The following is an 11,952-nucleotide window of genomic DNA, read 5'->3' as shown; positions in this document are numbered from 1 at the left end:
GAAGGCCCCGCCCCAGACCACCCCGGGCGGGGCCCCACGCGTGTAAACCACCGCCAACCCCTCACCCCCCAACCGACCCGTGCCCTACCCTCACCGCACACACCCAAGGGGGGTCACCAATGCGCCACCGCACGCCCGTGCTCATCCTGCTCGCCGCGCTCGCACTCACCGCCTGCTCCAACAGCAGCAACGACAACAACGACAGCAAGCCCAGCCCGTCCACCACCGGCACGCTGTCCGCCGAGTGGACACCCAAACTCGCCACTGCGCTCGGCACCGAAACCGCCATCTGCAACCAGGTCGGCGACCAAGCCTGCGCCGAACACCTCACCAACATCGCCATCGTCGTCACCGACCTGGAGAACGCGCTGAACGAGGCCGGCGGCCCCGCGAAGTATCCGCGGACCGCGGCAGAGATCGAGAAGATTGACAAGGCTGTCGACGCGTACACCGACCATGAGTGCCTCGGTGACGAGAACGCGGGCATCGCGGGGTCGCCGTGTCCGGACGATGCGCAGACGATCATGTCGGGTGGGGCGGCGCTGCGGTTCGCGTTGGAGGCGGACGAGGCGCAGCAGTAGATGACGAAGGCCTCGGTCACCAACGGGGGGTGGTGACCGAGGCCTCGTGCCGGGCTGTTCCCGGCACGTCTAGTGTGGCGCGGCTTCTACAGGTTCGTGGTGTTCCTCCCGAACCACCGTGCGTGATTGTGGACTTCCTGCTGGATCGTCACCGACCCGCGCCCGCCGCCCAACCGGGCCAGCAGCCACAGAACGAGGACCATCACCGCGGCCGCTGTCCCGCCGATCGTCGCGATCCCGGCCGCGGCTTGCCCGATGCCCCAGCCGATACCGGCACCGGCCGCGCCGGCGCCGAGGCCGGCGCCGAGCAGGCGCTGTGCGAGCGGGTCGAGGACCGGTTGCGGGGTGAGGTCGCGCGGCGCCGTGGGCGTGGCGGGCTGCAGGGAGGAACGGCGCACGGCCACCGACCGGTTCGGGTCGTAGGGGTCGGCGACGAGAACGATCGGATCCGACTCGTCGTACAGCTCCACCAGGGCCGGCCGCGCCAGGTGCGGGCCGGGCTGGGCGTAGTGCTGGTACGGCTCGGGCAGGGCGGGCATCACGCCCCCTCCTTCGGCAGGTAGTAGCGGGTGGACCGGCCATCCCGGCGCTCGCGAACACCGTGCCGGGTCCACTCCTCGATCGCGCGCATCGCCGTGTCACGGCTGATGTTGCAGGCCTGCGCGAGTTCCTTCTTCGTCGCACCGTCGGCCATGTCGGCAAACTGCCGGTACAGGTCCGGCCACTGGCCACGCCCTACCTGGCTGCCGTCGGGGAACCGGAGCGGCGCGAACTGCTCGACCCACGGTTCATCGGTGATCGCGGGCTGCGGCTCGGTGTCGCGGACGTCGCTGTAGTAGAAGCCGACCTCTTCGGCGATATCCAGGTCGGACACGTACTCGGCCCGGTAGACGCGCGGGGTGTCGTGCTCGGGCGTCTGGGCGAGGAACTTGCCCGGCAGGTCGAGGAGCTCGGGCCGCCAGCCGTTGGTCTGGCAGCCCTGCCCGAAGATGAGCGGGCCGTGTCCGGCCTCGCCAGCGCGGGTGGAGATGCGGTTGGCGTAGTTGCCGCGGGCATCCGTCGAGCCTCCGAACACCTTGCGGCTGGGCTGCTGGGTCGCGGAGACGCACTGCATGGCGAGGAACCGCATGATGGCCAGCAGCGACTCGTACATCTCGGCAAGCTCCGGATCCTGACGCACCAACTCGGCGAGCTCGTCCGTCACCAGGAAGATCGCACTGCCGTGCACGCCGGGGATCCACTTGCGGACCGGGCCGCGTCCCTCGGCCATCGCCTGGCGGGACAGTTCGGCAAGGATCGCGCCACGGCGGTCGCATTCGCCGCGGATCCACTCCAGCAGCGCCCGCGCCTCCCCCGCGTTCGTCGCCAGCGCCTTCATCCGGCCGCGCCACGGGCCGAGCTCGGGCGCTCCGGGCTTCATGTCGATGCCGTACAGGTCGACGTCCTCGCACCGGTTCAACCGCTTGAGGATCAGATTGACGATGCCGGACTTCCCCCAGTCGGAGGCGCCGGCCACCAGCGTGTGCCGGTAGAGGAGGCGCAGCAGGAACTCGTTGCCGTCCTCGTCGCGGCCGAGGAGGACGGGTTCGCGGCAGGTGGTGACGCCAGTGTCAGTGACCTCCAACGTGGCCGCGAGCGCGTCGGACAGGGCGACCTTGACGATCAGGTCGTTGGGCTCCGGGCCCTCGGCGAGGGTGAGTCGGCCCGGCACGCCCATGTTGGCCTGCAGTTGCGCCGCGCGCTTGGCCAGCACCGCGGGCGCGGTGTTGCGGCCGGGCGGGGTCTTGAGGATGCACGACCACGAGCCGTCCGGGCCCCGGTGGAACGCGTGCACCGCGAGGGGGACCGCGCCGGTGAGGGCGTGGAACCCACGGCGCAGCGCCGTCTCCTCCGGCGAGGCGCCGGTCAGCCCGGGGTCGGCGGCTTCCAGGCCAAGCGCCTCCGGGACCGCGCCCTTGGCCTTGACCGTGTCCACGTGCAGCTTCATCCGGGCGTTGCGCTGCCCGGCAAGCCACGGCCCGTACACCCCATACGCCGCGCCCGTGGCCAACGCCCAAGCGGTCGCGGTCGGCCACGAGAACCCGGCCGCCGCCGCGGTGCTGATGTCCGCCAGGGCGATGGCCCCGGCCGCGCCGACGTGCGTGACCGCGGGATTCTTGTACTTCAGGCCGGCCACAGCGCCGGCACCGGACAGCGCGGCGAGCGCACCGTAGGCGACGGCCGGGCCAACACCGCCCTGGGCGAGACCGAGGACGGTGAGGGTGGTGGTGCCGCCCGCGGGGGCGAGTTCGTAGCGGCGCCGGGACAGCCACCGGCCGAGACGGGTGGCGCATAGGGCGCAGCTGGCCCAGACAGATGACGACGACGATGACGACGACGGACGCGCAATGGGCTGACCTGGGATTTTGTACGTCGTCGTTGCGCCGTCCGTCGTCATCGTCATCGGGATCGGCGTGTACACAGGCTGGTTCATGCGGTGGCCTTGGCGGTGTAGAGGGCGGCGCCGGCGCCTGCGGTGAGGATCCACAGCGCGATGTCGATCACCTGGCGGAGGACGCGGAGCAGCATGGCGACGGCCGCGGCAAGGATCACGACGGACGCGCCGAGGGTGCGCAGGACCGGGGCGCCGGTGCCGTGGGCGAGCGTGCCGACCACAGCGGTGTAGCCGACCAGCGCGGCGAGGAGAGGGCTGGCGGGGAACCAGGACACGGCCACGATCGCGGCGATCAGGCCGGCCGTGGCGGTGAGGAGGAGCGTCGGCTTGGTCATGGCGGGGTCAGCCTTCGGTTCCGGTGAGGGCGCGGACGTTGTCGGATCCGAGGGCGGCCAGCTGGGGTTCGTCGGCCTCGATCTCGGAGCGGAGTTTGTTGGCGTGCTGGCGGGAGGTGTGCAGGTAGCCGATGCGCTTCAGCTCGTCGATGAGTTCGCCTTCGAGGGGGCGCCTTGAGAGCGCCCCGTAGAGCGCCTTGAGGGCGGTCTTGGCGTCGGTGCGGGTGACCTTGCCGGGGCGCTTTGAGGGCGCCTTGCGGGGCGCCTTGGCCTTGGGGGTCGGGGCGCTCTCGGGGCGCTCCGGGGCGACGGCGGGGGGCGCTTCCGGGGCGCTCTCAGCCGAGGGCTTGGGGCGCTCCGGGGCGGGTGCTGAGGGCGCCTCGACAGCGGCCGGAACCTCAGCGTCCGGGGCGCTCTGGGGCGCCTCGACGACGACGGGCGGGAGCGCCTTCGGGGCGCCCTCGTCCACTGGCACGGGCGCTCCGACTGGCAGCCCGAAGCGCGCCAGACGCAACGGCAGCACCGCCTCCACCGGAGCCCTCCACCGCCACGCCCGACCGTAGGTGGCACGCAACCGAGCCCGGTAGACGAGCCGCTGCTGCTCCATCCGCAGCGCCTCGTCATACGAACGCAGCTCCCACAGCGTCCTGCGCCGCCACAGCCGGAACGTAGACGGGAACGCGAGCAGCCACCGGGTCCAGCGGATCCCTTCCAAGTGCCGGTCCGCGGTGATGTCGGCAATCCGGCCGATCGCGTGCCGAGCAGCTTCGACGGCGATGACAAACAGGACCGGGATGGTGGCGTGCATGCCGACGCCGAGCCTGTCGGGCCACGCGGTCGCGGCGTTGAAGGCGATGGTGGCAGCGGTCAGCCCCCAGGCTGTCTGACGGAGCAGCGGGAAGGGGATACGCCGCCAGGTGAGGAGGAGGTCGAGGGCGAGGAAGGCGATGATGCCGGCGTCGACGGCGAGGGGGAAGGCGTGGGCGAACCGGCCGAATCCCTTGGTGAGGGCGAGTTCGGTGACGGCGCTGTAGGAGCCGATGAAGCCGAGGGTGGCGATGATGAGGACGGATCCGACGACGATGCCGGTGAGGATCTTCTGGGTCCGGGTGAGTGGCTGCAGCGGGTTCCCTGGCGCGGCGGGCGCGAGGGTGCCGCCGGGGCGGTTCGGCTCGGTGCCGGCCGGGGGCTGGGGGGCTGCGGTCACGGGAGTGCGGTCCTCTCAGATCAGGGCGTGGTCGGGGTGGGCTGGCCGGATCTCCAGGGCCCGCGTACGAGACGAGCCCCGTGGGCTACCGGTCAGCGGCGGCCGTACTCGCGCTCGATCTCGGACGGGGTCAGGGCCGGACCCTCGGGGCCGGTCTCGGGGGTGTAGACGGGTTGGTTGTTGCGGCCGGGCATGATGTCGGCGGCGTTGCGCCAGGTGTCGCCGTTGCCGTCGGTGATCTCGCGGGGGAAGTTGGGGTTGTCGTGGCTCTTGAAGAGGCCCATGGCGGGCTCCTCTCGGTTGGGGTGCCGGGCTGGCGGGACGGGTGGGGAGCCTGTGGGTCCGCCAGCCCGGCTGCTTGTGGGGGTTAGTGGCGGGTGGCGTAGGCGAGGGCGATGCTGGTGGCGGCGAGGGCGAGGAGGGTGAGGGCGCGCATGGTGGCGCGGCTGATGGGCCGGGTCACCCTTGCGTCGCTTGCCGGTCGCGGGTTTGCTTGGCGTCGAGCGCGGCGCGGAGGTCGTCGGGGGTGGCGCCAGCATGGAGCGCGGTTTGGACGGCGGTCCTGAGGACTTGCTCGGCGTGCTCGCCAGGTTGGGCGGCGTAGGCCTGGGTGGCGGCGATGGCCGTTTGGACGGCGTCCGCGCGGGGGATGGGCTGGTGGCTCATGCCTTCCGCCCCGCCTTCAGGATCTCGTCGATGCTGTGCCCGGCGGCTTGGGCTTCGTTGAAGCGGGCTTCGGCGACGAGTTCGGCGGCGCGCCAGTTGGGGTCGTCGTCGCAGTTGCGGACGCCGACTTGCTGGGTGATGTCGCGGCAGTTTTGGGAGGCCTGGGCGTAGGCGTCGAGCGCGGGGGTGGGCTGCTGCGGGGCTTGGCCGTTACGCTCTTGCACGGCTGTCCTTCCTGTTCACGGCAGGTGGGATTGGCTGGCCCCGGTCGGTGTGTGAGAGCCCGACCGGGGCCGTTCTGTTGGTGCAGTGCCAGAGTGGCAGAGCTTCTGGACAATGTCCAGAACCTCAGGAAGGATGGAGCCGTGCCCGAGAACCCTGAGAGCGAGGGGAGCCGCTTGATCACCTTGAAGCAGATCGAGCTGGATCACGGGGTCAGTCGGTCGGCGCTGCACACGTACCGGCGCAGCAGCACCTTTCCTCAGCCTGTGGCCGTCGAGGGCTCCACCAAGACCCTGTATCGAGCCGACGAGGTGGACGCCTGGTTCCGGGCGAACCCGAAGCAGCAGGGCAAAAAGCGCGACCAGTTCGTCAGCCACCAGCAAGGAGAACCGATGGACGCCCGCCAGGACCTGTACGCCTTTGCGATGCAGGGCAAGGAGCACTCGCCCGAGATCTCGGAGCGCGCGAGCGAGAAGATCGACGCCTACCGGGCGAAGGTGCTACGCCTCGCGGCTGAGGCGGTCGAGCAGGAGTTCCTCGACGGGATCACGGACTCGGATCAGGATCAGACGTGGAACGCGGCGGTCCGGGCGATCGCGACGGCGCTGCGCCAGTCGGCCGACGAGCCGGAGGCGTCGGATGGATGAGTTGGTGCGGTGGTTGGGCGAGCAGCTCGACGAGGACGAGCGGATCGCGCGGACGGCAACTCAGGGTCCCTGGTCTGTCGACAGCGGGGAGTACGCCGAGGCAATCTACGCCGCCGACCGGACGACGGCTGTCGTGGCGGGCGGCCGGTGGGGCGGCGAGGCTTCCGTGTTCGAGTCGACCGAGGACGCGCTGCACATCGCAGCGCATGATCCGGTGCGGGTGCTGCGCGAGATCGACGCCAAGCGGCAGCTGCTCACAACGTACGAGGCCGCGAAGCGCAACTCGGAACTCCCGCACCCCGAGTTCGTTCAGGGCGTCTACCCTCCCGCCGTGTTCGTGAGTGGCTACGCCTCAGCCCTCGAATACGCTCTTCGCCTGCTCGTGCTCGTGTACGGCGATCGGCCCGGCTACCGCGAGGAGTGGCGGCCGTGACGTACCGAAAGCGGATGGAGTGGCCGCCGCACGTGCGGCAGATGGTCGGTGAGGAGCTGCGCCTGGCCCACGAGGCTGCGCAAGCCGCAGAGGTCGCGTTCAAGATCCGCGTGTACATCGCGGTCGAGCAGGGCCTCACCACACGGGAGGTCGCGGAACACATCGGGATTTCGCAGGCCGCGGCGAGCAAGTACCGCATCCAGGGGGAGGCCGCATACCGCGCGCGGCAGACGGCCGCCGAGTAGACACGCAGACAGCAGCGCCCCCGCCGGACCTGGACCGGCGGGGGCGCTTTGCTGTGCACCACAAGCCCCGGAGGCCGCAGCAGTAACGGAACGGCAGCCGGTACGACGAGAGTACCGGGGCCGGCGCTACTCGTCGTCGACCGCGTGCAGCTGCTGGTCGCGTGACCGTTCCAGCATCTTGTCGATGATCTCGTCGTCGCTCACTTCGGGGCCGTCGCCGCCGGTCTTGACGACGACGATGACGCGGCGGTCGTCTTCGAGGTCGCGGGAGATGATCCGGAAGTCGTCGCTGTCGGCCATGGGGTCCCCTTCTGGTGCGTTGGGGGTTCAGGCTGCGCCTGTGGTGGTTTCAGGTCAATGGGGCCGACATCTTTCGGTTGGCCGGGGTGGCGCGTACCGTCGGTGGTGTCCCGCGAGGGGCGCCCTCAGAGGCGTCGGCCCGCCGGTCCATCCGTGGACTGGCGGGCCGCGTGCTGTCTGTAGAAGCCCGGTCAAGCCGGGCCGGGCTCCTCGGTGATGGGCACGTAGCCGGGGATCTTCTTCAGCTCGGGCTCCAGGATCCGGATCGCCTTCTCCCTCGGCGACGGCTCGACAGTGCGCGTGCCGAGGAAGTGACGGATCATGTTCTCCGCCATCGCCTGATACAGCGCGTCCGGTACGAGGGACTGCCCGGTCGGTTCGGGGCGTTCGCCTTCCTTCGGCCGGTCCAACGTGGCGAGGATCTCGTCGGTGAGACCGTGCGCATGGGCGAGGTCGAGGAGTTCAGGACAGTCGTTGAGGTTGTCGGTTTCGGGGTCGTCGAACTCGCCGTAGGTGCCGCAGCCGGCGCACATGGCGGCGTTGGCCCAGTAGGCGTCGGGGTTGAGGCGGTGGCGCGCGAGGATGCGCCGGTCGGCTTCGCAGCGGCGCAGCACGGCGGCCGGGTCGTGCATCGCGATCAGCAGGTGCTCGTTGCGGCCAGTCTGAACGAGCGCGACGGGCTGGTCACTGTCGGGTGCGGCGGCCTCGGGCGGCTCGTTGTTCAGGCGGGAGTAGGCGACGAGCCGGGCCCACCGTCCGCTGCGGGACGGCTCGGTCCGCCATTCGTCGGGGGCGTACCCGCCGGGGGCGATGAGCTTGGCGAGCTGCTCAATCTCGTCGATTTGCTGGGTGATCCAGCCGTGCAGGTCAGGCACCGGACCCCTCCTGATGCTTGTAGTCGTACATGCCGCAGCGCGCGCACAGGCCGCTGTCGGCGGGCGTGGTGGGCGGCTGGTAGGCGGAGCACGCGGCGCCGGGCTTGCCGTGCGTCGCCTGCCAGCGTGCCTTGAACGCGTCCACCTCAGCATCTGACATACGTCGGGGGAAGGTGATCACACCGCCGCCGTCACGGATCGGGAGCGTGCGCTCGACCGAGCGACGGGCGCGGTACGCCTGGACAGCGCCGAGCACGGCCACGAGGGCGGCGGCACAGGCGACGACCGCGATGATCTGGGACGTGGTCATGGGGTGGGCTCCTTGGGCTGGTTGAGCGCGGCCTGCCATTCCTCGAACTGGCGGGGGTAGATGACGGGCGCGGCGTGGTGGAGGAGGGCGCCGGCTTCGTCGCGGACGCCGGCGAAACTGTCGAGGACCTCGGCGAGGGTGGCCTCCGCGCGTTCGGCGCGTTGTACGGCGGCGGCTGCGGCGTCGAGGTTTTGCTGCCGCATGGCGTCGACGAGGCGGAGTTGCTCGCGGAGTTCGTGTGTTTGGGCGATCATCTCGCCGATTTCGGCTTGGATGGCGTCCGCACGCGGGTGGCCGGCGTCGATGCGGCGGAGTCTCTGCTCGGCTTCGTCGGCGCGCTGCCGCTGCTGCTCCCAGTCGGCGACGGTGGGTGCGGCGTCGCCGCGTCCACAGGCGGGGCAGTAGCCGCGCGCCACAGCACGGAGCGCGGCGAGTTCGGCGGTGAGCTGGTTGTACTCGCTGATGAGGATGGGCATCGCGGGCTGCCCGTCGATGGTGCAGCCGTGCGCGGGGGTCTGGTCGGTCATCGCTGCTTCTTCCGTGCTGCGCGTTTGAGGGCGCGTCGGGTGGCCCGGTTGGGTTGTGGGTCGGGTGCGTCGTCTGGGATGACGGTCTCGGTGCGGGCGAGGACGGTGTCCCACGTGACGCCCGGCTTCGGCGTGTGCTCGCCGCGGGGCGAGCTGCTCGGCCCGGTCACCGCGGGTGCTCCGGTTCATCCCAAGCAACACCGCCGCACTCGCGGCCGTCGATGATGAGCGGCCCGGCATGCGGATCCCTCTCCCGCTGGTAGTGGCCTGCGGGCTCGGTGCACACGGACTCGGGGTAGTCGTAGTGCGGCTTGCCGCACGGCTGGCCGGTCATGCCGTGTCCTGTCGGAGGTGGTGGGCTATGAGGGCGAGGGCCTGCCGTTCCCGGCGGTCGAGGTCGGTGGGTCTCAACGGTTCGGCGTTGCGGAGGCGTTGCAGCCGATCGGCGATGGCGCGTTCGCGGCGGTCGGCGGTGTACAGCTGCGCGGCAAGGCACGCGGTGGCGGCGGCGCCGGCGCCCCCCGGGAGAATCAGCCACGGGTTGAACGTCGCGGAGTAGCCGGCCGCGAGGAGCAGCCCGATCGTGGCTGTGGTGCAGCCGTGGGCGTAGGTGCGGGTGCGGGTCATCGGCTCCTCCACAGGACGATGGCTGCGGCGAGGGCTGCGCCGCCCCAGACGATGACGGTGAAGGCGGTGGTGGCGCTCACAGGTACTCCGGTGCGTGGATGGTGGCGGCTCGGTACAGGTCGACGAGGCCGGCGCGCTGGTCTCGGAGGTCGGCGATTTCGGCTTGGCGGAGGTCGAACGGGGTGGGGGTGCGGTCGGAGGGCTGCCAGTCGGTCCAGGCGGGGTCGCAGTCGGCGGGGTCGGTGATCGCCCAGTGCTCAGCCACGGTGCGCCTCCGGGTCGATGAGGTCGGCGGCGGCTTGAGCGCCCGTCAGGCGGAAGATGCGGTTGTCGCTGAAGTCGCGGTCATGCCGGGCCTGTGCGTCCTGTCGGATCTGCTCGGCGAGTTGGTGGGCGTGCTGGTTGAGGACTTCGCGGGCTGCGTGTTCTGCCTGTTCGGGCGTGTGGGCGACGGAGAGGAGCCCGACGAGGATGGCGTGGACGTTGGTCACGGTCGTGGTCCTTGGTGTGGGTGCCGCCCCGGTGAGGGGGCGGCGTGACGGGCGGGGGCTAGTTGGTGGGCCAGAGGAAGACGGCGGACACCGTGTTGGCGGGCGCCTCATCCCAACCGTTCTCGGGGTTCTGGGCGCGCATCTGGTCGGTGGCGTACCACTCGCCGTTGAAGGCGCTGTACGCCTCGTAGAGGGCGTCGTCGACGGCGCGGAGGGGGCTGTAGCCGTTGCCTTCGGCGTCGGTGGCGAGGATGACGGGGGTGTCGTCGGGGAGGTTGAGGGCGTCGAGTTGGGCGCGGAGTTCGGCGAGGGTCATTGGGCTCTCCTTCGGGTCTGTGTGGGCGTGTGGCGGGCGTTGGGCGTCTGGGTGGGGTGCGGGAGGGGCGGGGGGCAGTTGCGAGACGCTCAGCGCCTCTGTGAGGACTTGGGGGCGGGTTCGGCGTCGCGAGAGCCGCGCGAGGGCCTCTCAGGCGCTCCAGCGGCCGTCTGTGGCGTTTCTCGGGCATGCGGAGGGCTGACCCAGTCGAGCCATGCCGACCCGGCCGCCCCCACCGCGCACACGATCGCGGCGGCGAGGGAGACCAGGACCGCGGACGGCAGCCACGCGGGCAGGGAGGTCACGGGCGGTCGTCGTCGGCGAGTTCGCGGCAGGCCTTGCAGGAGTCCGGGCCGACGGGGATGGCGTGGACGCAGCAGTCGACGCCGTCGTTGCGGCGGTAGTGCGCGGGCGGGATGAACGCCTCCTGCGTCTCGGGCTGCTCCCCGACGGCGGGCCGCGCGGGGGTGCGTCCGTGGAAGGCGTCAAAGACCGCCAGGGCGTGGCGCAGATCCGCCTCCGTCGGGTGTGGCTCTACCGGTGGGGCGTCCTGCGGCTCGGTGTCCGGCTGGTGCGCGGCCTCCACGGTGTACGTGGTGGTGGCGCGCACCAGCCGATACGGGCGGGCCGGGTAGTGGCGGACCGCTTCCTCGTACCTCTCGGCCGCCCAGTCGCGGTCGTCGTAGGTGGCGCCCCAGCTGGCCCACGTGTCGCGGCGCGGGGATTCGACCTTCCAGGTGTGGGTGGGCGGGTGCGCCTCGTTCGCGTACTGCTCCAGCACGGTGGTCGCCGCGTCGGGCTCGGGGCACTCGTGGTTGGCGCATGTGGGGTAGCCGCCCGTGCCGAGAAAGAGACTTGCGTGACGGCAGGCGGGGCAGTTGCCCTTGACGAGCGGTAGGCCGGACGCGAGGGGCGCGGTGGAGGCGGGCTGTTCCTCGGCGGCCATCCGGCGCAGTTCCTTCACCTCGGCCTCGGCCCGTTCAGCTCGAAGGCACTGCGCCATCAGGTCCCGGTGGCAACCACGGTGCTTGAGAGCATCAGCGGCGGTTGACTCCATGGCGCGTTCCATCGCGGCTGCGCGCGCCTCGGCGGTCAGGGCCCGCTTGTGCATCTCGTTGTAGACCGACCAGAGCACGGGCCGTTCCGTACCGGCGGCGTAGCGCTGCACTTCCTCCATCAGCTCGTTGTTGATCTCGTCGGCGCGGCGGAGGCTGGCCATGCGCCGCTCGCGCATGCGCTCGATCTCGTCGGCCTGGTTGGTGGGCTCGGGCAGGACGGCCAGCACCGCGGTGGCGACCTCTCCGGCGTTGACCTTGGCGGTCGCCTCGTCGGAGAAGTTCATGAGGAACGGCGTGACGGTGTCGGCGATGCGGTCGCGGAGGGCGGCCCGGTCTGCGGGCGGCGGGACAGGCGAGGCGGCGGCGAGACGGCGAGCGACCGCGGCAGCCGTGGCCGCGATGTTCCGCGGGTCGTCCACGATCAGGCTCGTCCCCTCGCCAGCGCAGTGCTCCCACACCGTCTCGGCGATGGCCTCCATCAGCGGGTCGCCGTCGACCCAGGCGGCGGGGACGGCGTCGTGCTCGTCGGCGGGGTGCTGCTCGTGCGCCCACCATCCGCCGGTCGGGCAGTCGATGTAGTTGATGGGCGTGACGCAGGTGCGGCAGGTCGTGGTCATGGTGATCCGTTCAGGTCGAGGTGAGACGATGCGGGGGCCGGCCGACCGCGATACCCGCGCG

Annotated in this window: 21 protein-coding genes; 4 read left to right on the top strand and 17 right to left on the bottom strand. The window is 71.1% G+C overall.

Translation table 11 applies throughout. From position 1 onward, the window contains the following. Window positions 1-119 precede the first annotated feature (119 nt). Window positions 120-581, top strand: a complete 462-nt coding sequence (locus tag IE263_RS45675; RefSeq protein WP_189944068.1) for a hypothetical protein — start codon at window positions 120-122, stop codon at window positions 579-581. 86 nt (window positions 582-667) lie between these two features. Here the strand turns inward: IE263_RS45675 and IE263_RS45670 are convergent, their stop codons facing one another. The 7 genes from IE263_RS45670 to IE263_RS45640 all read right to left on the bottom strand — a co-directional run bounded on the left by IE263_RS45670 (window position 668) and on the right by IE263_RS45640 (window position 5,447). Next, a complete protein-coding gene (locus IE263_RS45670; protein WP_189944067.1) occupies window positions 668-1,120 on the bottom strand; it encodes a hypothetical protein in 453 nt (150 codons plus the stop codon). After that, complete coding sequence (locus tag IE263_RS45665) at window positions 1,120-3,054, bottom strand: FtsK/SpoIIIE domain-containing protein (protein ID WP_189944066.1); 1,935 nt, start codon at window positions 3,052-3,054, stop codon at window positions 1,120-1,122. Before IE263_RS45665 ends, IE263_RS45670 begins: the two co-directional genes overlap by 1 nt. Then, on the bottom strand, window positions 3,051-3,350 hold the full coding sequence (locus tag IE263_RS45660; protein WP_189944065.1) for a hypothetical protein: 300 nt from the start codon (window positions 3,348-3,350) through the stop codon (window positions 3,051-3,053). The genes IE263_RS45665 and IE263_RS45660 overlap by 4 nt, the downstream gene beginning before the upstream one ends. A gap of 7 nt (window positions 3,351-3,357) precedes the next feature. Then, entirely contained in the window at window positions 3,358-4,557 is a 1,200-nt protein-coding gene (locus IE263_RS45655; protein ID WP_373312292.1) for a DUF2637 domain-containing protein, read from the bottom strand. A 92-nt stretch (window positions 4,558-4,649) separates the two neighbouring features. Further along, entirely contained in the window at window positions 4,650-4,841 is a 192-nt protein-coding gene (locus IE263_RS45650; RefSeq protein WP_189944064.1) for a hypothetical protein, read from the bottom strand. Window positions 4,842-5,016: 175 nt separating this feature from the next. Further along, window positions 5,017-5,223 (bottom strand): hypothetical protein, encoded by a 207-nt coding sequence (locus IE263_RS45645; RefSeq protein ID WP_189944063.1) that lies wholly within the window; start codon window positions 5,221-5,223, stop codon window positions 5,017-5,019. After that, window positions 5,220-5,447: a hypothetical protein gene (locus IE263_RS45640; RefSeq protein WP_189944062.1), complete on the bottom strand. Its 228-nt coding sequence runs from the start codon at window positions 5,445-5,447 to the stop codon at window positions 5,220-5,222. The genes IE263_RS45645 and IE263_RS45640 overlap by 4 nt, the downstream gene beginning before the upstream one ends. A gap of 93 nt (window positions 5,448-5,540) precedes the next feature. On the opposite strand from IE263_RS45640, the gene IE263_RS45635 reads away from it, so the two are divergent. Genes IE263_RS45635 through IE263_RS45625 form a run of 3 tightly spaced genes read left to right on the top strand, consistent with a single transcriptional unit; the run spans window position 5,541 to window position 6,770 of the window. Continuing rightward, window positions 5,541-6,092, top strand: coding sequence for a helix-turn-helix transcriptional regulator (locus IE263_RS45635; RefSeq protein ID WP_189944061.1), 552 nt, complete (start codon window positions 5,541-5,543; stop codon window positions 6,090-6,092). Then, complete coding sequence (locus IE263_RS45630; RefSeq protein ID WP_189944060.1) at window positions 6,085-6,525, top strand: DUF6221 family protein; 441 nt, start codon at window positions 6,085-6,087, stop codon at window positions 6,523-6,525. Before IE263_RS45635 ends, IE263_RS45630 begins: the two co-directional genes overlap by 8 nt. Next, window positions 6,522-6,770, top strand: a complete 249-nt coding sequence (locus IE263_RS45625; RefSeq protein WP_189944059.1) for a hypothetical protein — start codon at window positions 6,522-6,524, stop codon at window positions 6,768-6,770. The genes IE263_RS45630 and IE263_RS45625 overlap by 4 nt, the downstream gene beginning before the upstream one ends. A gap of 126 nt (window positions 6,771-6,896) precedes the next feature. On the opposite strand, the gene IE263_RS45620 is transcribed toward IE263_RS45625, so the two are convergent. The 10 genes from IE263_RS45620 to IE263_RS45575 form a co-directional block, all read right to left on the bottom strand. Continuing rightward, a complete protein-coding gene (locus IE263_RS45620) occupies window positions 6,897-7,070 on the bottom strand; it encodes a hypothetical protein (protein ID WP_189944058.1) in 174 nt (57 codons plus the stop codon). A 191-nt stretch (window positions 7,071-7,261) separates the two neighbouring features. Continuing rightward, window positions 7,262-7,945 (bottom strand): DUF6221 family protein, encoded by a 684-nt coding sequence (locus IE263_RS45615; RefSeq protein ID WP_189944057.1) that lies wholly within the window; start codon window positions 7,943-7,945, stop codon window positions 7,262-7,264. After that, entirely contained in the window at window positions 7,938-8,255 is a 318-nt protein-coding gene (locus IE263_RS45610; protein WP_189944056.1) for a hypothetical protein, read from the bottom strand. Before IE263_RS45610 ends, IE263_RS45615 begins: the two co-directional genes overlap by 8 nt. Next, window positions 8,252-8,782 (bottom strand): hypothetical protein, encoded by a 531-nt coding sequence (locus IE263_RS45605; protein WP_189944055.1) that lies wholly within the window; start codon window positions 8,780-8,782, stop codon window positions 8,252-8,254. The genes IE263_RS45610 and IE263_RS45605 overlap by 4 nt, the downstream gene beginning before the upstream one ends. Before the next feature lie 166 nt (window positions 8,783-8,948). Then, complete coding sequence (locus tag IE263_RS45600) at window positions 8,949-9,116, bottom strand: hypothetical protein (RefSeq protein WP_189944054.1); 168 nt, start codon at window positions 9,114-9,116, stop codon at window positions 8,949-8,951. Further along, window positions 9,113-9,409, bottom strand: coding sequence for a hypothetical protein (locus tag IE263_RS45595; protein WP_189944053.1), 297 nt, complete (start codon window positions 9,407-9,409; stop codon window positions 9,113-9,115). Before IE263_RS45595 ends, IE263_RS45600 begins: the two co-directional genes overlap by 4 nt. Window positions 9,410-9,485: 76 nt before the next feature. Further along, on the bottom strand, window positions 9,486-9,674 hold the full coding sequence (locus IE263_RS45590; RefSeq protein WP_189944052.1) for a hypothetical protein: 189 nt from the start codon (window positions 9,672-9,674) through the stop codon (window positions 9,486-9,488). Next, the gene (locus tag IE263_RS45585; RefSeq protein ID WP_189944051.1) at window positions 9,667-9,900 is read right to left on the bottom strand and encodes a hypothetical protein; all 234 of its coding nucleotides are present in this window, start codon (window positions 9,898-9,900) and stop codon (window positions 9,667-9,669) included. The genes IE263_RS45590 and IE263_RS45585 overlap by 8 nt, the downstream gene beginning before the upstream one ends. A gap of 58 nt (window positions 9,901-9,958) precedes the next feature. Then, window positions 9,959-10,216: a hypothetical protein gene (locus IE263_RS45580; RefSeq protein ID WP_189944050.1), complete on the bottom strand. Its 258-nt coding sequence runs from the start codon at window positions 10,214-10,216 to the stop codon at window positions 9,959-9,961. A gap of 301 nt (window positions 10,217-10,517) precedes the next feature. After that, on the bottom strand, window positions 10,518-11,891 hold the full coding sequence (locus IE263_RS45575; protein WP_189944049.1) for a hypothetical protein: 1,374 nt from the start codon (window positions 11,889-11,891) through the stop codon (window positions 10,518-10,520). Between the last annotated feature and the right edge of the window lie 61 nt (window positions 11,892-11,952).

The organism is Streptomyces aurantiogriseus (assembly GCF_014649375.1).
In the GTDB taxonomy this organism is placed as follows: Bacteria; Actinomycetota; Actinomycetes; order Streptomycetales; family Streptomycetaceae; genus Streptomyces; species Streptomyces aurantiogriseus.
Note: the sequence above shows the minus strand (reverse complement) of the source record. Positions and strands in the feature narration are given on the sequence as shown.

What these genes read in the sequence shown, in the direction of transcription:
- IE263_RS45670 (WP_189944067.1), bottom strand. Translation starts at nt 1,120, where the DNA reads ATGCCCGCCCTGCCCGAGCCGTACCAGCACTACGCCCAGCCCGGCCCG.
- IE263_RS45630 (WP_189944060.1), top strand. Translation starts at nt 6,085, where the DNA reads ATGGATGAGTTGGTGCGGTGGTTGGGCGAGCAGCTCGACGAGGACGAG.
- IE263_RS45575 (WP_189944049.1), bottom strand. Translation starts at nt 11,891, where the DNA reads ATGACCACGACCTGCCGCACCTGCGTCACGCCCATCAACTACATCGAC.
- IE263_RS45580 (WP_189944050.1), bottom strand. Translation starts at nt 10,216, where the DNA reads ATGACCCTCGCCGAACTCCGCGCCCAACTCGACGCCCTCAACCTCCCC.
- IE263_RS45650 (WP_189944064.1), bottom strand. Translation starts at nt 4,841, where the DNA reads ATGGGCCTCTTCAAGAGCCACGACAACCCCAACTTCCCCCGCGAGATC.
- IE263_RS45660 (WP_189944065.1), bottom strand. Translation starts at nt 3,350, where the DNA reads ATGACCAAGCCGACGCTCCTCCTCACCGCCACGGCCGGCCTGATCGCC.
- IE263_RS45610 (WP_189944056.1), bottom strand. Translation starts at nt 8,255, where the DNA reads ATGACCACGTCCCAGATCATCGCGGTCGTCGCCTGTGCCGCCGCCCTC.
- IE263_RS45645 (WP_189944063.1), bottom strand. Translation starts at nt 5,223, where the DNA reads ATGAGCCACCAGCCCATCCCCCGCGCGGACGCCGTCCAAACGGCCATC.
- IE263_RS45600 (WP_189944054.1), bottom strand. Translation starts at nt 9,116, where the DNA reads ATGACCGGCCAGCCGTGCGGCAAGCCGCACTACGACTACCCCGAGTCC.
- IE263_RS45665 (WP_189944066.1), bottom strand. Translation starts at nt 3,054, where the DNA reads ATGAACCAGCCTGTGTACACGCCGATCCCGATGACGATGACGACGGAC.
- IE263_RS45675 (WP_189944068.1), top strand. Translation starts at nt 120, where the DNA reads ATGCGCCACCGCACGCCCGTGCTCATCCTGCTCGCCGCGCTCGCACTC.
- IE263_RS45605 (WP_189944055.1), bottom strand. Translation starts at nt 8,782, where the DNA reads ATGACCGACCAGACCCCCGCGCACGGCTGCACCATCGACGGGCAGCCC.
- IE263_RS45620 (WP_189944058.1), bottom strand. Translation starts at nt 7,070, where the DNA reads ATGGCCGACAGCGACGACTTCCGGATCATCTCCCGCGACCTCGAAGAC.
- IE263_RS45595 (WP_189944053.1), bottom strand. Translation starts at nt 9,409, where the DNA reads ATGACCCGCACCCGCACCTACGCCCACGGCTGCACCACAGCCACGATC.